The 18,150-nt window shown below is 69.7% G+C and carries 14 protein-coding genes and 1 pseudogene; 9 read left to right on the forward strand and 6 right to left on the reverse strand.

Going from position 1 to position 18,150, the window contains the following annotated elements:
* Positions 1–288 precede the first annotated feature (288 nt).
* Together ACGFH9_RS02780 and ACGFH9_RS02785 are read left to right on the forward strand one after the other, a co-directional pair.
* Positions 289–1,080 (forward strand): deoxyribonuclease IV, encoded by a 792-nt coding sequence (locus ACGFH9_RS02780; RefSeq protein WP_393214326.1) that lies wholly within the window; start codon positions 289–291, stop codon positions 1,078–1,080.
* Positions 1,077–3,242 carry a hypothetical protein gene (locus ACGFH9_RS02785; RefSeq protein WP_393214329.1) on the forward strand — a complete coding sequence of 722 codons (2,166 nt, stop codon included), beginning with the start codon at positions 1,077–1,079 and terminating at the stop codon, positions 3,240–3,242. Before ACGFH9_RS02780 ends, ACGFH9_RS02785 begins: the two co-directional genes overlap by 4 nt.
* 7 nt (positions 3,243–3,249) lie before the next feature.
* Here the strand turns inward: ACGFH9_RS02785 and ACGFH9_RS02790 are convergent, their stop codons facing one another.
* From ACGFH9_RS02790 to ACGFH9_RS02805, 4 genes are all read right to left on the reverse strand, one after another.
* Positions 3,250–4,755, reverse strand: a complete 1,506-nt coding sequence (locus ACGFH9_RS02790) for a glycosyltransferase 87 family protein (protein ID WP_355248052.1) — start codon at positions 4,753–4,755, stop codon at positions 3,250–3,252.
* Positions 4,756–4,926: 171 nt separating this feature from the next.
* Positions 4,927–5,100 carry a hypothetical protein gene (locus tag ACGFH9_RS02795; protein WP_393214333.1) on the reverse strand — a complete coding sequence of 58 codons (174 nt, stop codon included), beginning with the start codon at positions 5,098–5,100 and terminating at the stop codon, positions 4,927–4,929.
* A 586-nt stretch (positions 5,101–5,686) separates the two neighbouring features.
* On the reverse strand, positions 5,687–8,578 hold the full coding sequence (locus ACGFH9_RS02800) for a transglycosylase domain-containing protein (protein WP_393214336.1): 2,892 nt from the start codon (positions 8,576–8,578) through the stop codon (positions 5,687–5,689).
* 197 nt (positions 8,579–8,775) lie between these two features.
* Positions 8,776–9,231, reverse strand: coding sequence for a DUF5318 domain-containing protein (locus tag ACGFH9_RS02805; RefSeq protein WP_393214339.1), 456 nt, complete (start codon positions 9,229–9,231; stop codon positions 8,776–8,778).
* 175 nt (positions 9,232–9,406) lie between these two features.
* On the opposite strand from ACGFH9_RS02805, the gene ACGFH9_RS02810 reads away from it, so the two are divergent.
* Positions 9,407–10,045: a PadR family transcriptional regulator gene (locus ACGFH9_RS02810; protein WP_357066080.1), complete on the forward strand. Its 639-nt coding sequence runs from the start codon at positions 9,407–9,409 to the stop codon at positions 10,043–10,045.
* A gap of 23 nt (positions 10,046–10,068) precedes the next feature.
* Positions 10,069–11,148, forward strand: coding sequence for an inositol-3-phosphate synthase (locus tag ACGFH9_RS02815; RefSeq protein WP_393214343.1), 1,080 nt, complete (start codon positions 10,069–10,071; stop codon positions 11,146–11,148).
* Between the two features lie 77 nt (positions 11,149–11,225).
* Here ACGFH9_RS02815 and ACGFH9_RS02820 read toward each other — a convergent pair whose 3' ends face one another.
* The gene (locus tag ACGFH9_RS02820) at positions 11,226–11,705 is read right to left on the reverse strand and encodes a methylated-DNA--[protein]-cysteine S-methyltransferase (protein WP_393214346.1); all 480 of its coding nucleotides are present in this window, start codon (positions 11,703–11,705) and stop codon (positions 11,226–11,228) included.
* A 69-nt stretch (positions 11,706–11,774) separates the two neighbouring features.
* Here ACGFH9_RS02820 and ACGFH9_RS02825 point away from each other — a divergent pair.
* From ACGFH9_RS02825 to ACGFH9_RS02840, 4 genes and pseudogenes are all read left to right on the forward strand, one after another.
* Positions 11,775–11,927, forward strand: a pseudogene (locus ACGFH9_RS02825) (SigE family RNA polymerase sigma factor); the annotation flags it as partial.
* Positions 11,914–12,333 carry a hypothetical protein gene (locus ACGFH9_RS02830; protein WP_393215290.1) on the forward strand — a complete coding sequence of 140 codons (420 nt, stop codon included), beginning with the start codon at positions 11,914–11,916 and terminating at the stop codon, positions 12,331–12,333. The pseudogene ACGFH9_RS02825 and the gene ACGFH9_RS02830, both read left to right, overlap by 14 nt.
* A 75-nt stretch (positions 12,334–12,408) precedes the next feature.
* Positions 12,409–12,930: a hypothetical protein gene (locus ACGFH9_RS02835; protein ID WP_393215232.1), complete on the forward strand. Its 522-nt coding sequence runs from the start codon at positions 12,409–12,411 to the stop codon at positions 12,928–12,930.
* 28 nt (positions 12,931–12,958) lie between these two features.
* Positions 12,959–14,467: a flotillin family protein gene (locus ACGFH9_RS02840; protein WP_393214349.1), complete on the forward strand. Its 1,509-nt coding sequence runs from the start codon at positions 12,959–12,961 to the stop codon at positions 14,465–14,467.
* Between the two features lie 137 nt (positions 14,468–14,604).
* Here ACGFH9_RS02840 and ACGFH9_RS02845 read toward each other — a convergent pair whose 3' ends face one another.
* Entirely contained in the window at positions 14,605–16,065 is a 1,461-nt protein-coding gene (locus tag ACGFH9_RS02845) for a CCA tRNA nucleotidyltransferase (protein WP_393214352.1), read from the reverse strand.
* 126 nt (positions 16,066–16,191) lie between these two features.
* On the opposite strand from ACGFH9_RS02845, the gene murJ reads away from it, so the two are divergent.
* On the forward strand, positions 16,192–17,949 hold the full coding sequence (murJ, locus tag ACGFH9_RS02850; RefSeq protein WP_393214355.1) for a murein biosynthesis integral membrane protein MurJ: 1,758 nt from the start codon (positions 16,192–16,194) through the stop codon (positions 17,947–17,949).
* The last annotated feature ends 201 nt before the right edge of the window (positions 17,950–18,150 follow it).

Consider the following 18,150-nt stretch of genomic DNA (forward strand, 5'->3'; position numbering starts at 1 on the left):
ACAACGGCTGTCGTCCCCTGTCGGGGCAAAAGGCAGAAATTTCCGAGATTATGCAAAGGTGCCGATCTGGTGCTTTGAGGGATCGTCCCCGCAGCGCCGGGCCGCGCCACGGGGATGACCTCGCGCTCGGGCTGACGAACACCGGTGACCACGCGCGGCGAACCCGCCGATCAGCCCCGGGCCCCGTTCGCCGGGTTCCGTTCCATCAACGATCGTCCGTCAGCCGGGGTGACGACATCGCGCCGGCCGTCACCGCACCCGTCAGGGTCGCGACGTAGGCTCGCTGCCATGCGTATCGGAGCCCACGTCGATTCGACCGACCCGCTGGCGGAGGCAGCCGCCCGGTCCGCCGACACCGTGCAGTTCTTCCTCTCCGACCCGCAGGGATGGAAGGCCCCCAGGCCGCGGGAGGACGCCGAGCGGCTGCGCGCCGCCGAGGTCGACCTCTACGTGCACGCCCCGTACGTCATCAACGTGGCGACCCTCAACAACCGCATCCGCATCCCCAGCCGGAAGCTGCTGCTCGGGCACGCGACCGCCGCGGCCGAGATCGGCGCGAAGGGCCTGATCGTCCACGGTGGGCACGTCAACGCCGGTGACGACCTGGCCGTCGGCTTCGACAACTGGCGCAAGACCTTCGCGTACGCGGCCGACTCGGGCGGATTCGGCGTCCCGGTCCTGATCGAGAACACGGCCGGCGGCGACAACGCGTGCGCCCGCCGGCTGGACGCGCTCGCCCGGCTCTGGGACACGATCGGCGATTACGAGGTCGGCTTCTGCCTGGACACGTGTCACGCGTACGCCGGGGGTGAGGAACTGCTCGGTCTCGTCGACCGGGTGAAGGCGATCACCGGGCGGATCGATCTGGTGCACGCCAACAACTCCAAGGGCGCGTTCAACTCCGGGCAGGACCGGCACGACAACCTCGACGGCGGGACGATCGATCCGGAGCTGGTGGTGGCCGTGATCCGGGCCGCCGGAGCGCCGGTGGTCGTCGAGACCCCGGGCGGCGTCGCGGGCCAGGGCGCCGACATCGACTTCCTGCGTCAGCAGCTCCCGACGGAGTGCCCGGCAGCATGAAGACCGGAAAGTCCAAGCCGGAAAAGGCGCGGTCCGCGTCCACCGGCAATGACCCGATCCGACCGGCCACGCCGCCCACCGGCGACGTCCCCATCGCCTCGGCCGGGACCACGACGAGTGACACGCTCCGGGACGACCCGGCGCCGGACATCGGCCCGAAGAGCGCCAGGACGACCACGAAGGGCGACGCCGCCGAGAACGGCGGCGCGAAGAGCGCCGGCGACGACGAGACCGCCACGGCCAAGGGCGACGGTACGACGAGCGCCGGCAACGAGAAGGCCGACGCCACGAAGCCCGGTGCCGCCAAGGGCGCGGTGGTGGAGGACGGGGAGAAGCCCGAGGGCGGCAAGGTCGGTGACGACGCCGACAGCAAGGCCGAACCGGTCGAGCCCGACCGCTGGGAGGCCTTCGCCTCGGCCCCGGAACCTCGGCCCACCGTGCTCACCCGGGCCGCCCGGCCGGTCGGTCGGTTCCTGGTCCACGAGTGGACCCTGGCGGCTCTCGCCTCGGTGGCACTGGCCGTGCTGATGACCTGGCCGACGCTGCGCTACCCGCGTTACACCCTGCCGCAGGACACCTGGGACCCGAGCCTCCAGGCATGGCAGATGGCCTGGTCCGGGCACATCCTCCTGGCCGATCCGGCGCGTCTGTGGCAGTCGAACACGTTCTTCCCGGAGCTGTGGAGCTTCGCGTTCTCCGACACGCTGCTCGGCTACGCCCCGGCCGGGATGCTCGGCAGCGGCCCCGAGGACGCGGTGCTGCGCTACAACATCATGTTCGTGCTGGCGCACGCGCTCGCCACGTTCGGGGCGTACGCCCTGGCCCGACAGCTGGGTGCCGGTCGGATCGGCGCCGCCGTCGCCGGGGTCGGCTACGCGTACGCGCCGTGGCTGCTCGCCCAGGCCGGGCACCTGCACGTGCTCTCCAACGGTGGCATTCCGCTGGCCCTCGCGATGCTCGCGCGAGGGCACGGCTGGTCGCTGCGGCGCGGCTACCGGCCCGAGCTGCGACACGACGGCTGGGTGTACGCCGGATGGCTGGTGGCGGCCTGGCAGATCAGCCTCGGCTTCGGCATCGGCCTGCCGTTCGCGTACTTCCTGGCTTGCGCGGTGCTGGTCGCCGCCGTGTTGTACGTCGTGAAGCGGCTGCGCTCCGGTCGGGCCGTGCCGTTCGGTCGCCGGCTCCTCGTGGCCGACCTGGTCGGCGGGGTGTTCTTCGCCGGGGTGGGCCTGCTGATGGCTCTCCCGTACTTCCAGGTGACCGAGCTGCACCCGTACGCCGAGCGGACCGTCCGCGACATAAGTGTCTTCTCGCCGCCGGCGTCCGGCTTCGTGACCGCGCCCGCCGAATCACGGATCTGGGGCGGTTTGCACGAGGGTGCCCGCGCGGCGCTGCCGTGGCACGCGGAGATGACCCTGCTGCCAGGGTTCGTGCTCTACGCGCTGGCGTTCGGCGGGTTGTTCTTCTCGGTCTGGCGGCTGCGGCACCGGCTGTTCCTGCTCGCCGGTGTGCTGGTCACGATGGTGTTCGCGATGGGCACCCGCTTCTTCCACGGCACCTTCACCTACGTGCCGCTGTTCGAGCACGCGCCGGGCTGGAACGCGTTGCGTACTCCCGGGCGTTTGATGCTCTGGACGACGTTGCTGCTCGCGCTGCTCGCGGCCGGCGCGGTCACCGCCCTCACCGACCGGGTCCGTGAGCTGGCCGCGCAGCGGATTCCGTCCTGGCCTGGTCCGTGGCTGCGGATCGCCACGCTGCTGCCGCTGCTGCTGGTCACCGTCGAAGGACTGAACACCACCCCGCATCCGGTGGTGCCGACGCAACCCGCCGCGATGCGCTCGGCCCAGGGTCCACTGCTCGTGCTGCCCAGCGACCAGGGCATCGACCAGCATGTGATGCTCTGGTCGACGAGCGGATTCCCGGACGTGGCGAACGGCGGCAGTGGCTTCACGCCCCGGCAGCTCGACGACGTCCGCCGGGTCAGCCAGTCGTTCCCGGACCGGACGAGCGTCGACTACCTGCGGACGCTCGGTGTGCGGACGGTGGTGCTGCTGCGCGACGACATACCCGGCACACCGTGGGAGATCACCATCGACGCACCTGTCGAGTCGCTCGGCATCACGCGTCAGGAGGTCGGCGACGCGGTGGTGTACCGGCTCTGACGCCCCCTCACGCGGGGACGCTCGCGGGTTCGGGTTCGTCGGTCGTCGGCTGGCGACGCCACCGGTCCAGCCAGGGTGCGTCCGGTGCGCCGTCGAGGACACCCCCGTCCGGGTCGTCGGGGTAGTTGGCGCGTACCGCGTCCTGCTCGGGGTGCAGGATCTCCCGGACGACCAGCACGCACAGGGTCACCACGGTCGCCAGACGGAGCGTCGACGCCAGCACGAACACGCCTTCCGGGAAGACGGGACGGCTGGTCGCCGCGCCGAGCAGTTCGCCGTAGAAGGCCACGAAGTAGCAGACCTCGGCGAGCTGCCAGGCCAGAAAGGCCCCCCACTTCGGCCGGGCCAGCACCACCAGCGGCAGCATCCAGAGCACGAACTGCTGCGACCAGACCTTGCTGAAGATGAGGAAGGCGGCCACCACCAGGAAAGCGAGCTGGGCGAGCCGCGGCCGGCGCGGCGCGCGCAGCGCCAGCACGGCCACACCGAGGCAGGCGAGCGCGAACAGGGCGTACGAGATGGTGTTGAGGGTCGGAGTGTTGGTGTTCAACCACTCGAAGGGGCCCTGCTGGCCGGGGTCGTTGCCGACCTTGCCGTCGAGGTAGCGCCCGATGTACCAGAGCGTGCCCCAGTCGATGGGCCGCGTGGTGTTCAGCTCGAAGAACCGACCCCAGTTATCCGGGTTGGCCCGGTACGCGGGCAGGTTCACCAGCACCACGGCCACCACCGCTGCGCCGAGGGCGGTCAGCGCGGCGCGGAGTCGGTTGGCCCGTAGGGCCAGGACGAGGATCGGTCCCAGCAGGAACAGTGGCCAGAGTTTCGCCGCGCCGGCCAACCCGAGCAGCACGCCGGCCGCCACCGGTTGTCGCCGGGCCCAGGCCAGCAGACCGAACGCCGCCAACCCGATGGCGAGCAGATCCCAGTTGACGGTGGCGGTGAGCACCAGCGCCGGGGCGAGCGCGAACAACGCGGCGTCCCAGGGTCGTCGGCGGCGCAACGCGAGGATCACCGCGACGGTGGCCACGGCGAGTGCACCCAGTACGAGTGCGTTGAGGTTGTAGAACCACTGGCCCTGGTTGATGCTCGGGTCACCCTTGCCGATCGCGTGCACCGGCAGACCGAGGGCACCCATGAAGTAGCCGGTCAGCACCGGATATTCCACCGGGTGGTCCCGGTAGGGCACCTTGCCCTCGTTGAGGCCCTCGGCGTAGTAGAGGGCGAGCACGTCGGTGTAGCAGAACCGGTTGTACTGCACGTTGTTCTGCCAGGCACCGTCCTGGCACGGCGATTTCTGCACCCAGTGCAGCGCCAGCGTGAGGCAGGCCAGCGCCAGGACGATCCGGACAGCGGTCCAGAACCGGCGTTCCGGCCCGGCCGGCCGGTCCAGCGCCGTCGCGTGGTCGCCGAGCGGCCCGCCGATGGCACCGGAGAGGCCCCGGACGAACCCGTCGGAGCGGGACGGGTGGTCGGTGGTTCCGGCGTCGTCGATGCCGGGCGTCGACTGGGTGCTCATAGAGAGGCATCCTGCCGTACGGACACCATTTCGGCATGGACCCCACTACAGCGCCATCGAATGCTGGCGAGAGGACACTTCGAGGACCGGTCGAGGTCGGCGTCCAGGAGCCACCTCAACCGGATCGTTTCTGCCGCCACTTGAGAGCGACGGACAGGCCGGGTCGGTTAATCAACGCCAGGTAGGACCCGTCGGGCAGCCACCGCACCAAGCCCATTGGCACCGACGCGCGCCGACGTGCCAGATGAGGTCCGCGCCGGTAACGGCGAACCGGTTGAACAACTCGAAGGAGTAGAAGTCACTGTCGGCCAGCAGCACCATCCCGGGCTCCACCACGCCGGTCAAGCCGGCGGCCTGGTTGCGTTCTCCCGTGCTGCAGGGGCCCAGGACCACTCCCACAGCCGCCCGGCTCGCAGAGTGACGACCGCGGTCACCTGCAGTTGCGGATAAGCCGAGGCATTCGCCCCCCCGACCCCATCCGCCCGAAGCGTTCTACATTCGCCGGGGTGTCGGCCACGTCGAAGCTGGTCCCGTCGATCGTCATCAACCGTCGCCGGGCCAGCCACGCGCCTTTCGTGCCCGTCGATGCCACCGGCACTGATGACTTCCTCGATGAGATCGTGCGGCCACCCGGGTCAGAATCCGCTCGGAGAGTGTAGATCTAGGCATGTCTCATCGGTCCAATCAGGAGAGGTTCAAAGTCACCGTAGAGGCCCTCATCATCACTCCTTCACGTTAGAAACACCGTTGCTGCAAGCGCCGTTCAAGTGGTGACAAACCGTGAGGTCCGAACGAGGCTGGCCTCCAGCCATCGGGTGCCGGAGCAGCGAGGACCGGGCGCACAGCGTCGTCTCAGGTGAAGCTCGCACAAAAGACGCCGCCGCCGGCTGGACGAGTTGTCCGGCCGGCGGCGGCATCATGCCTGCTGCGGTTAGTCCCGGGTGTTCGGTGTCAAGCCGGGCAGGAGTCCACCTCCGGCGCCTCCGTTGCCCGGACCGCCGGGACCACCGGGGTTGTTGCCTCCCGGGTTACCGCCGTTTCGCGGGCAGAAGGGATTGGTCAGCGGATCGCAGATCGGACCGCCCGGGCCACCCGGCTGACCGGGCTGACCCGGCTGGCCGGGTTGATTCGGCGGCGGCGTCGGCTCCTCACCGTTGCCAGCCTTCGGGTCGCCCATGTTCGCCGCGGGCGGGAAGTCGAGCTTCTCCTTGCCCTTCAGCGCCTCGTTCATGAACCGTTCCCAGATGTCACCGGGGAGGTTGCCACCACTGACCTTGGTCTGGCCGTCCTTCAGGATGAGTGGCTTCCGGGCGTTCACGTTGCCCACCCAGACCGCGGTGGCCAACTGCGGGGTGTAGCCGATCATCCAGGCGTCACCGTTGTCGGAGCTGTCTTCTTTCAGCTCCCAGGTGCCGGTCTTGGAGGCCGCCTTGCGGCCGTCGTCGAGCGTATGGTGGGCCGCGACCGGGTAGTCCTTCAGCACCGACGTCACGTCGGCGACCACGTTCTTGTCGATCCGTCGCTTCGAGTCGAGCTTCTCGCTGGAGACCTTGTCCCACTTGCCGGTGTTCAGGTTCTGCTTCTCCACCGAGTAGAGGAAGTGCGCCTTGTTGTAGACGCCCCCGTTGGCGAAGGTGGCCACACCGTTGGCGTGGTCCAGCACCGTGATCGGGTACTGGCCGTAGCCGACCACGTTGAAGAACGGCTCCGGCGTGATGTCCTTCGGGGCCGCCTTGGTCAGGTCGTACGCCTTCGCCGGGTTGGTGTCGGTGCGCCACATGGTGGTGACACCGGCCTGCTTGGCCATGTCGATGACCTTGTCCGCGCCGATGTCCTGGGTGACGTAGTAGAACGGCACGTTCAGCGACTTGAGCGTGGACACCCGCAGCGTGCAGGAGTTGTGGCAGGACGGGTCGTCCGTACCGGCGTTGCTGACCTTGAACCCGGTGCCCTCCGGGGTGAAGGCCTTGCCCTTCCACCGAGACTCGATGGCCTTCTGGGCCTTGAGCGCGGCGGCCAGGGTGTAGATCTTGAAGCTCGAGCCGGGTGAGTGGCCGCCGCTGATCGCGCCGCTGGAGTCGGTGTTCTTGCCCGCGTAGTCGGTGCCGGTGCCGTTGTCGCCCCCGTAGTAGGCGACCACCCGGCCGTTCATGGGGTCGATCGAGACCACCGCGGCCATGATGTTCTTCGGCTGGTCGGCCAACTCGGAGCCCTTGGTCTTGCGCTGGGCCGTCTCGACGGCGGCCGCCTGCATCTTGGTGTCGATAGTCGTGCGGATCCGGTAACCGCCGGCCATCAACGCCTGGGAACACAGTGGCTTGGCGTCCGTCACCTGCTCGTCCTTGTCGACGCAGATGCCCTTGTCCCGCATCTCGTCGCGGACGTAGTTGATGACGTTGCCGTACGGCGTGTTGACGCCGTAGTCGAGCCCGACGCCGCCCTTCGTCTTGCTCTTGAGGGTCTTCGACGGGTATTCGGTGGGCCGCTCGGCCGCAGGCAGCCAGCCCTCCTTGACCATGCCGTCGATCACGTAGTTCCAGCGGTCCTGGGCGGCGGCCGGGTTGTCCGCCGGGTCGAACCCCTTGTGGGTCGCGCTGGGCTCGGGCTGCTTGATCAGGGCAGCGAGCACAGCACCCTCGGCCGGGGTCAGCTTCGACACCGACTTGCCGAAGTAGGTCTGCGCCGCCGCCTCGATGCCGTAGGCGCCCCGCCCGAAGTAGATGACGTTGAGGTAGTGCTGCATGATCTGCGGCTTGGTGTACTCGTCGTTCAGCTTGGAGGCGAAGATCGCCTCCTTCACCTTGCGCCCGTAGGAGTCTTCCTTGAGGTTCTCGATGGCGTTGCGGGCGTACTGCTGGGTGATCGTCGAGGCGCCCTGTTTGTCACCGCCGGAGACGTTGTTCCACGCGGCCCGGACGATGCCCTTGTAGTCCACACCGGAGTGCCGGTAGAAGTTGCGGTCCTCGGCGGCGGCCACCGCGTGCTGCACGTACTCGGGAATCTGCTCGATGGCGACAAGCGTGCGGTTCTGCGAGCCGACCTTGGCGATGATCGTCTTGTTGTCGAACGCGTACAGGGTGGTCGCCTGCGGCGGGGTGATCTCGTCCGGCATGACGACGTTCGTCGAGTAGTAGGTGAACCCGACCACGCCAAGACCGGCGAGCATGATGAAGACGGCGAACCCGGCGATCACCAGGTTCATCCGTTTGCGCTTCTTGGCCCGGGCCGCCCCGGCCGGGTCACCCGCGCCGCGGCCACCTCGACCCGGCCCGTTCGGCCCAGCCAGCCCTCCGGGGCCACCCGGCCCGCCGGAGACCGGGGAGACGCTCGCCCGCGCGACCGCGGCACGACCTCCCACGGACGCGGAGCCGACGCTGGCCCGGCCGGCCGAGGCCGCGCCGACGGCAGCGGTGCCGACACGTGCCCGGCCGGCGGGCGCGCCGGGCGCCGGCGACACCGGGACGGATGCCCGGCCCGCACCGGCACGTCCCGCGGCCGCACCGGGCGCCGGCGACACGGGCACCGAGGCCCGGCCGCTCCGGCCCGGGGTGGCCGAACCCACCGACGCGGAACCGGCTGCGGCACCGCCGCGAGGCGGCACGGACGCCGAACCGCCCACCGACGCACGACCGCCGGCGGGCGGCGGTGTCACCGAAGCCCGGCTGGGGGGCGCCGCGGGCTCCTCCCCGGCGGACCAGCCGCCGGCACGAGAGTCACCGCCTGGTCGGCGGTACGCGTCGTCCGCACCCGGTCCGGGGTCGCCGTCCGGGCCCGGGTACTGGGCCCGCCCGTGCGCAGAACTGGGATCGCCGTACGAGTTCATTCCTCACACCCTGCCGGTCGCGGTGGGGCGCGACTGCGCCGCCACCGGGTTGCCGTGAGTTGCTTCACCCGGGACGCCGGCACGAGGGTGCCGGATCGCCAAGGTCATTGCTGTATCAATCGGGCCAATCGGACCAACGAGTGGTCGACCGTCCCGGGTCATGTCCACGGCCCCGGAGCCGGTCGAACCAACTGAGATCACCGTTGCGCCTCTCGCCTCCGCCGACCCACGCCCTCGGCGCCCGCCGCGTCCTGCTCGTTGCCGGCGGCACCGTCGCCGTCGCCCGTGAGACCGTCCCGGCCGAGCAGGTACTGCTCGACGAGATGGTTCCAGTCACAGCCGAGGCACACCTCCACCACGAAGACCTGGAACTCACGTAGCGTCATCGCCAGCACGGGCAGTTCGGCCAGTGTCCGGGCCTGTCCGGCGGACTGCTTGAGTTCGTCCCCGTAAATGTAGTGGACGAGAGTCAGATTCTCGCTGCGGCAGATGGGGCAGCGGCGGTCGGTCGATTCGCCGTGGAACCGGGCAGCGTTCTTCAGGTACGGCGACGCGTCGCACACGTCGTACGTGCCGACCCGGCCGGCCAGGAGCTCACGCAGCACTGCTCGCTTCTGAAGCGAGTAGTCGACGACCTGGCGCTGCGTACGCATGCGGAGAAGGGTACGCGGTCCGGCCGAACGAGGCGACCACGGTGACGATCCGTCACGAGGACACCCCGGAACGGGGGTTTGCCCTGGCCCACGCGACCCGCTAACGTGCGATGTATCGGTCCGATACATCGCGGCGGTTACCGCTCCGCGCCGGAGGGTAAAGGGAGGATGGCCCGTGCTCGAATTCGCCATCCTCGGCCTCCTGCAGGAGTCTCCGATGCACGGCTACGAGCTGCGCAAGGAGCTGACCGCCAAACTCGGCGCGATCCGGGCGGCGATCAGCTACGGCTCGCTCTACCCGACCCTGCGCAGGTTGCAGGCGGCGGGTTGGATCACCGAAGCCGCCGAGACACCCGCCACCGCCGAGGAGGTTCCCGCGCTGACCAGCCGACGAGGTCGGGTGGTCTACAAAATCACCGCGGACGGCAAGGAACGCTTCGCCCAGCTGATCGCACAGGCCGGGCCCGAGACCTACGACGACACGGGTTTCGGTGTGCACTTCGCGTTCTTCGCCCGGACCGACCAGGCGACCCGCCTGCGCATTCTGGAGGGTCGCCGCCGCAAGATCGAGGAACGTCGCGAAGGACTTCGCGACGTGCTGGGCCGGGCGGCCGAGCGCCTCGACGCTTACACCTTGGAACTGCAGCGCCACGGTCTTGATGCCTGTGAGCGTGAGGTCCGCTGGCTGGAGGAGCTCATCGCCAACGAGCGCTCCGGCCGAGCCCCGACGGTCCCGAACATCGGGACGGCCGGTGGCCGACGAGAAGACAACAGCCCGCCTCCGCCTGGAGAGACCAGGAATGAGCGGCCGTGACAGAAAAGAAGGAGGCAGACGCTATGGGCTCCGTCCGCGTCGCCATCGTCGGTGTGGGTAACTGCGCCTCGTCCCTTGTTCAGGGCGTCGAGTACTACCGGAATGCCGACCCGAACGACCGCGTCCCGGGTCTCATGCACGTCGCCTTCGGCGACTACCACGTCAACTCCGTCGAGTTTGTCGCGGCGTTCGACGTGGACGCCAAGAAGGTGGGCATGGACCTCGCGGAGGCGATCGTCGCCAGCGAGAACAACACCATCAAGCTCTGCGACGTGCCGCCGACCGGCGTGTCCGTGCAGCGCGGCCCGACCTTCGATGGTCTCGGCCAGTACTACCGCGAGATCATCGAGGAGTCCGACGCCACCCCGGTCGACGTGACGCAGGCGCTGCGCGACGCGCAGGTCGACGTCGTCGTCTGCTACCTGCCGGTCGGCTCCGAGCAGGCGGCCAAGTTCTACGCCCAGGCCGCGATCGACGCCGGCTGCGCGTTCGTCAACGCCCTGCCGGTCTTCATCGCCTCCGACCCGGAGTGGGCCCAGAAGTTCACCGACGCGGGTCTGCCGATCGTCGGTGACGACATCAAGAGCCAGGTCGGTGCGACGATCGTGCACCGCGCGCTCGCGAAGCTCTTCGAGGACCGCGGTGTCGAGCTGCTGCGCACGTACCAGCTCAACTTCGGCGGCAACATGGACTTCATGAACATGCTGGAGCGCACCCGACTGGTCTCGAAGAAGATCTCGAAGACCCAGTCGGTGACCTCGCAGATCCCGCACGAGATGAGCAAGAGCGACGTGCACATCGGCCCGTCGGACCACGTGCCGTGGCTGGACGACCGCAAGTGGGCGTACATCCGCCTGGAGGGCCGCTCGTTCGGCGACACCCCGCTCAACGCCGAGCTCAAGCTCGAGGTGTGGGACTCGCCGAACTCGGCCGGTGTCATCATCGACGCCGTCCGGGCCGCGAAGATCGCGCTGGACCGCAAGATCGGTGGCCCGATCCTGTCGGCCTCGTCGTACTTCATGAAGTCCCCGCCGGTGCAGTACGCCGACCACGACGCCCACCAGGCCGTCGAGGAGTTCATCGCCGGCGAGGTCGAGCGCTGACCCGCTGAACCACCAGTTACGGCGAGGGCCGGGTCCTGCGGGACCCGGCCCTCGCCGTAACCAGCACCTCACCCCGGTCAGGACCAGGCGTGTCGCAGCGCGACGCCCGCCTCCAGCTCCAACAGCGTGACCTTGCGCGGCAGGCCGCCACCGAAGCCGACCAGCTTGCCGCCCGCGCCGACGATCCGGTGACACGGCACGATCACCGGCACCGGGTTTCGGTTGCAGGCCACTCCCACCGCCCGGGCCCCGCCCGGATCGCCGACCAGCCGCGCCACCTCGCCGTACGTCAGCGTCTCGCCGTACGGGATGCGGGTCATCTCGCGCCACACCGCCCGCTCGAACTCGGAGCCGCGCGGGGCCGACACGGGAACCGTGAACGCCGTCAGCTCGCCGGCGAAGTACGCCCGCAGCTCGGCCACGACCTGCCGGGACAGCGGATCGCCCGGCTCGTCGACGGCCGCGTCCATCCGACCGAAGTGGGCTCCGCACACACTCGTGTCGTCGGTGGCCACGGAGAACTCCCCGATCGGCGAGTCGAGCACGGTCCAGCGCATGTCGCCATTGTCCCGCGCGGCGAGGCAAAGTTTCGCCGCCGCCCAGCGTCTGAACTACGGAGGTGGGCAGTGGCGAATGTCGACGGGGGGTTCACCACATTCGTTCAGGAGCGGGGCGCCGCCCTGCTGCGCGTCGCGTACGCGCTGGCGGGGAACCAGCACACGGCCGAGAACCTGCTCCAGAACGCGCTGGCCAAGGCGTACGCCCGTGGGCCACGGGTTCACCACCAATCAGCTGGACCGCTTCGGCTTCGTCGTGGTCGAGCGGGACGGCAGGAGGCGTACGCACCGGGTGTCCCGGCAGCGCTACTTCTGCACCGACCAGTGCTCCTTCGTCTGGACTCGCGACGGTCGGGAGGTGGCACTGCCACAGACCGCCCAGGGCAAGCCACGGTCCGAGTCGATTCGGCACCCGCGAAGTGGCGTGCAGCTGTCCTCCGCCGACGACGGACGACCAACCCGATTCGAGCCGCTACTCGGCGATCCCGCCGGTCCGTGGGCCTGGTCGCCGGACGGTCGCCTGGTCGTCGTGCAGGGCCAGCAGGAGCCGTTGCTGGTGGAGGCCGCCACCGGACGGGTCGTCAACCCGCTGCCGGTCGCCGACGTCGTCTGGGCCGGCGACGACTGACTGCTCTATCGGCAGCCGTACAAGGGTGACTTCGTACTGGCCGACAGGACGTCGGCGTTGCGCGGGATCGATACCGTGCAGGTCGTGGCCACGGGGACGCTCATCTTTCTGATCATCGGCGGAGCCGGTGTCACGGTGCTGGCGCTGGCCCTGCTCGGCAGCGAGTTGCTCCACTTCGGGCATCCCGGCGTGGACGGGCCGATCTCCACCGAGACGATCGCGGGTTTCGCCGGAGCATTCGGGTTCGGCGGGGCGATCGTCAACGAACTGCTCGGTGCGCGTACCCCCGGAATGATCGCGGGCGCGGCGGCCGGCGGCCTGCTCGCAGCCGTGCCCACGGCGTGGCTGGCGTCGCGGTTCAGCCGGGCGGCGCGCAACATGCGCACCGACCCCACCCCCACCCGGGACGACCTGGTCGGTGCGCTCGGCCTGGTCGTCACGCGGGTGCCTGTCGACGGGTACGGCGAGGTGCGGGTACGCGTCGCCGGCCACCCGGTCAAGCTCAACGCCCGCGCCGACCAGCCAATCCCGATGGGCGCGCAGATCTTCGTCGTGCAGGCGCTCAGCGAGACCAGCGTGCACGTCGAAACCTACTGATTCCTCCTCGCAGACAGGACCCCCCTCCATGCCCCTGTTGATAGCTGTCGGCGGCGCGGTCGTCCTCGCGCTCGTCCTGGTGTTGTTCGTGCTCTCCCGGATCAAGGTCGCCGGCCCGAACGAGGCGTTCATCGTCACGGGCCGCAAGGGGCGCACCACGCACACCGCCGACGGCGGCCGGTCGACCGACACCTCCGGGCAGAAGGTGGTGCTCGGGGCCTCGGTCTTCGTGCTCCCGGTGGTACAGAAGCTCCAGTCGCTCGACCTGTCCAGCCGGCGGATCGACGTCGGCATCCGGGGCGCGGTCAGCAAGCAGGGCATCCGTGCCGACCTGCACGGTGTGGCGATCGTCAAGGTCGGAGGCACCGAGGACGCGATCCGGGCGGCGGCGCAGCGGTTCCTGCACCAGCAGGACGAGATCGACAACTTCACCCGGGAGGTGCTGGCTGGCGCGCTGCGCTCGATCGTCGGCCGGCTCACCGTCGAGGAGGTCATCCGGGACCGGGCGGCGTTCGCCAGCGCCGTGGCCGAGGAGGCCGAGCACTCGATGACCAACCAGGGGCTGGTGCTCGACACGTTCCAACTCCAGGACATCCTCGCCGAGGGCTCCTACCTCCAGGACCTGGGCCGGCCCGAGGCCGCCCGGGTGCTCAAGGACGCGGCCATCGCCGAGGCGCGGGCCCGGCAGCAGGCCGAGCAGGAGCGGCTGCTCGCCGAGGAGGCCATCGCCGAGGCGAACCGCAACCTGGCCCTCAAGCAGGCCGGCATCCAGGCGGAGATCGACGCGGCGAAGGCCAGGTCGGCCGCTGCCGGGCCGCTGGCCCAGGCGGAACGGGACCAGGCGATCCTCTCCGAGCAGCAGAAGGTGGCCGAGCGCAACGCCGAGCTGAAGCAGCGCCAACTGGACACCGAGGTGCGCAAGCCGGCCGACGCCGCCCGGTACAAGGTGGAGCAGGAGGCCGAGGCGTCCCGCAACGCGGCGGTGCTCAGTGCGGACGCGCAGCGCCAGGCGGTCATCGCCGCCGCGCAGGCCTCCGCCGAACAGGCGCGACTCACCGGTGAGGGCGAGCGCGCACGGCGTGCGGCCCTCGCCGAGGCCAACGCGATCGAGGGCGCCAAGGAGGGTGAGGCCGAGCAGCGGCGGCGTTCCGCGATCGCCGAGGCGGTCGAGCGCGAGGGTCAGGCCGAGGCGGCAGCCATCCTGGCCAAGGGCCAGGCCGAGGCCGACGCGATGGCACGCAAGGCCGAGTCGTTCGCCGCGTACGGCGAAGCTGCGGTACTGGACCTGCTGGTCAAGGTCCTGCCGCAGGTCGTCGAGGCGGCCAGTGCTCCGATCGGTGCGATCGACAAGATGACGGTGATCTCCACCGACGGGGCGTCGTCGCTGACGAAGTCGGTGGCCGGCAACGTGGCGCAGGGGTTGCAGCTCGGCAGCGACCTCACCGGCATCGACCTGGCCGGCCTGCTCGCCCGCCTCGGCTCAGCATCCACCCCGAACGACGCAGCAGTCGACGGCAAGGTCGTCGAAACGCGCTAACCCCCCTCGCCCACCGCCCCCGTCAACCCCCTCGCCGATCTTGCACTTACTGTCGCGACATAAGAGGGCACAACCCTCACATCGACAACCCAAAGTGCAAGATCGGCGGGGTATGGGGGTGGGGGACGCGCGTGGGGTTAGGGGATCAGGCCTTCGGTGCGGGCCCAGCGCAGCAGCTCGGCCTCGGCGGCGTCGCGGTCCAGGGGTCCGTGCTCCAGGCGCTGTTCCTTGAGGTGCTTCCAGGCCCGTCCGACGATCGGACCGGGGGGTACGCCGAGCAACTCCATGATCGCGTTGCCGTCCAGGTCGGGGCGTACCCGGGCCAGGTCCTCCTCGGCGGCTATCCGGGCGATCCGCCCCTCCAGCGCGTCGTAGTCGGCGGCGAGCTGGGCCGCCTTGCGACGGTTGCGGGTGGTGCAGTCCGAGCGGGTCAGCTTGTGCAGCCGGGGCAGCAGGTCACCAGCGTCGGCGACGTAGCGACGCACCGCCGAGTCGGTCCACTCGCCCCGGCCGTACCCGTAGAAGCGCAGGTGCAGCGCGACCAGCGCGGTCACCTTCGCGGTGACCTCCTTCGGGTACCGCATCGCCTTCATCCGGGCCTTGGTCAACCGGGCGCCGACCACCTCGTGGTGGTGGAAGCTGACCCGGCCGTCGGACCCGACGGCCTTCGTCGCCGGCTTGCCCGCGTCGTGCATGAGAGCGGCCATCCGTAGGACGAAGTCGCAGCCCTCCTCCTCGTACGAGACCGCGTTCTCGACCACCGTCAGCGTGTGCTCGTAGACGTCCTTGTGCTGGGCGTGCTCGTCGATCTCCAGCTTCAGCCCGGTCAGCTCGGGAAGGAACCGCTCCGCCAGGCCGGTGTCGACAAGCAGGCGCAGCCCGGTGATCGGGTCGGCGCCGCAGAGCAGCTTGGTGAACTCGTCCCTGATCCGTTCGGCGGTGATCCGGTCCAGGTCGGCGGCCATCTCGGTCATCGCGAGGTGCACGTCCGGGTGGACGGCGAAGCGTAGTTGGGCGGCGAACCGGGCGGCCCGGAGCATGCGCAGCGGGTCGTCACCGAAGGACTCGCGCGGGGTGCTGGGCGTACGGATGACCTGCGCGGAGAGGTCGGCCACCCCACCGTGTGGATCGGTGAAGCGGTGGTCCGGCAGGCTGACGGCCATTGCGTTGATGGTGAAGTCGCGCCGCTTCAGGTCCTCGTCGAGGCTGGTGCCGTACACCACCACCGGGTTACGGCTGACCTGGTCGTACGACTCGGCCCGGAAGGTGGTGATCTCCAGCCGGAGCCCGTCGCGCTGCGCGCCGATGGTGCCGAACTCACGGCCGGTCTCCCAGATCGACTCGGCCCAGCCCTTGATGATCCGCAACGTCTCGTCGGGGTGGGCGTCAGTGCAGAAGTCCAGGTCGTCGCCGAGTCGGCCGAGCAACGCGTCCCGCACCGAACCACCCACCAGGTGCAGCTCGTGACCGGCGCGGACGAAACGGCGGCCCAACTCGTCGGCGACCGGGGAAACCCGGAGCAGTTCGGCGACGGCGTTGCGCTGCGCGGCGGTGAGTTCGCGGCGGTCGGCGGCGTGGGGAGCGGAGGCTTCGGACATGGGATCGCCAGCCTATCGGGCCGGGGTGCGATCCGATCCGCCGGGCGCGGGTAACGGGTGTGGGTTGACTATGGTCTGTGACGTGCGGGTCGGTGCCCGGCTCGACGTACCCCTGGGAGGCTGGAGATGAGCGGCGGGCTCTACCGCAGCGCGAACGCCGCGCAGGACGGCGGTGCGGGAGCCAATCTCCGCCCCTCCGACGGCGCCACCTTCATCTCCGCCGAGCCGCTGAACCAGCCGGCCATGGAGTCCACCGCTCCGCCCCAGGAGCAGGTGGGCGAGACCAGCGCCGCCGCCAACAGCGCGGTGATGGCGATCGGCAGCCTGGCCAGCCGGGGTACGGGCTTCCTGCGCACCTTGGCGTTGACCGCCGCGCTCGGTGGCGCACTGGTCGGTGACGCGTACACGACCGCGCAGATCCTGCCCGGAATGGTGTACGAGTTCCTCCTCGGCGGCATCCTGACCAGTGTCCTGATCCCGGTGCTGGTCCGCCGCCGGAAGGTCGACACCGACGGCGGTCAGGCGTACGCCCAGCGGTTGTTGACCCTCGCGGTGCTGGCCCTGGCCGTGGCGGCGCTGGTGGCGGTGGCCTTCGCCTCCGTACTGACCTCGCTCTACGCCAGCAAGAAGACCGGAGCTGACTTCCGGGACCTGGTCACGGCATTGTCCTACCTGATGTTGCCGATGATCTTCTTCACCGGCCTCAGCGCGCTGATCAGCGCGGTGCTCAACACCCGGGGGCACTTCGCGGCCCCGATGTGGGCGCCGATCCTGAACAACATCGTGGTTATCGCCACGGCGGGCCTGTACATCGCGATCTTCGGCGCGAGGATCGTCAAGCCGGACGAGATGACCACCGGCCGGATCCTGCTGATCGGCGGCGGCACCCTGCTCGGTGTCGCCATCCAGGCCGCCGGGTTGCTGCCGGCGCTGCGCAAGGTCGGTTTCCGCTGGAAGCTCCGATTCGACTTCCGCACCCTCGGGCTGCGGGAGCTGGGCCGCCTCGGCGGCTGGATGTTCTGCTACGTCGCGGTCAGCCAGGTCGGCCTGATCGTGCTGTTCAACCTGCTGAACCGGGCCGGCAAGGAGAACGCCGCCGGCCCGCTGATCTACAACAACGTGTTCCTGCTGCTGATGATGGCGCACGGCATCATCGCCGTCTCGATCATCACGGCGCTGATGCCCCGGATGAGCGCGGCGGCCGCCGACGGTCGGTACGCCGACGTCGCCGCCGACCTGTCCCGGGGCACCCGCACCGTCTCGGCGGTGCTCGCCCCGATCGCGGTCTGTTACGCGGTGCTGGCCACCCCACTGGCCGTGACGCTGTTCCGCTACGGCGCGTTCACCGACGAGAACGCCGCCGACACCTCACTGGTGCTCCTGCTCGCGGCGCTGGCACTGGTGCCGTTCGCGATCAGCCAGCTCTTCACCTTCGCCTTCTACGCCCTGCCGGACACCCGCACCCCGGCGCTGATCAACATTCCGGTGGTGGCACTGCGGATCGGTGTGCAGGTGGTGCTGTACGTCGCCTTCGCCGCGCACTTCGCGGCGGCCGGGATGATGATCGGTAACGCCGTCTCCTACCTGGCAGCGGCGTTCGCCTCCGCCTGGCTGCTGCGGCCCCGGGTCGGCCGGATCGGGATGGGGGCCATCCTGCGCACCCTGGGTCGGGTCGCGGTCGCCGCGCTGGGCTCGGCCCTGGTCGGCCTGCTCGTGGTGAGCGTGCTTCCGGGGGGCGACACGCCGAGCTGGATGCAGGCCGTCCTTCAGCTCGTGATCGGCGGCGCGGTGATCGGTGGGACGTATCTCGGGCTGGCCATGGTGCTGCGGATCGGCGAAATCACCGAGGTCGTCGGCATGGTTCGCCGTCGCCTCGGTCGCTGACGGCGAGACTCCGAGGACCTTCCGTGATCACCACACAGAACGTGACCATGGATCACCAGGCTGGGGATGCACCTGTGGATAACTCCGCGATTCACCGGTCAGCCACCGGATCAGCCTGTGGATAACCAACCGTACGGCTGAGCGTGGCCGCCCGATCGGCGGGAACTGGCTGTGGAGCGAGGGTGCCACGCCCGACCCGGC

The organism is Micromonospora sp. NPDC049102, assembly GCF_043197485.1.
Taxonomy (GTDB): Bacteria; Actinomycetota; Actinomycetes; order Mycobacteriales; family Micromonosporaceae; genus Micromonospora.

Coding starts and splice junctions, on each gene's coding strand:
- ACGFH9_RS02780 (WP_393214326.1), top strand. CDS start 289: ATGCGTATCGGAGCCCACGTCGATTCGACCGACCCGCTGGCGGAGGCA.
- ACGFH9_RS02845 (WP_393214352.1), bottom strand. CDS start 16,065: ATGTCCGAAGCCTCCGCTCCCCACGCCGCCGACCGCCGCGAACTCACC.
- ACGFH9_RS02790 (WP_355248052.1), bottom strand. CDS start 4,755: ATGAGCACCCAGTCGACGCCCGGCATCGACGACGCCGGAACCACCGAC.
- ACGFH9_RS02805 (WP_393214339.1), bottom strand. CDS start 9,231: ATGCGTACGCAGCGCCAGGTCGTCGACTACTCGCTTCAGAAGCGAGCA.
- ACGFH9_RS02800 (WP_393214336.1), bottom strand. CDS start 8,578: ATGAACTCGTACGGCGATCCCAGTTCTGCGCACGGGCGGGCCCAGTAC.
- ACGFH9_RS02840 (WP_393214349.1), top strand. CDS start 12,959: ATGCCCCTGTTGATAGCTGTCGGCGGCGCGGTCGTCCTCGCGCTCGTC.
- ACGFH9_RS02785 (WP_393214329.1), top strand. CDS start 1,077: ATGAAGACCGGAAAGTCCAAGCCGGAAAAGGCGCGGTCCGCGTCCACC.
- ACGFH9_RS02815 (WP_393214343.1), top strand. CDS start 10,069: ATGGGCTCCGTCCGCGTCGCCATCGTCGGTGTGGGTAACTGCGCCTCG.
- murJ (WP_393214355.1), top strand. CDS start 16,192: ATGAGCGGCGGGCTCTACCGCAGCGCGAACGCCGCGCAGGACGGCGGT.
- ACGFH9_RS02820 (WP_393214346.1), bottom strand. CDS start 11,705: ATGCGCTGGACCGTGCTCGACTCGCCGATCGGGGAGTTCTCCGTGGCC.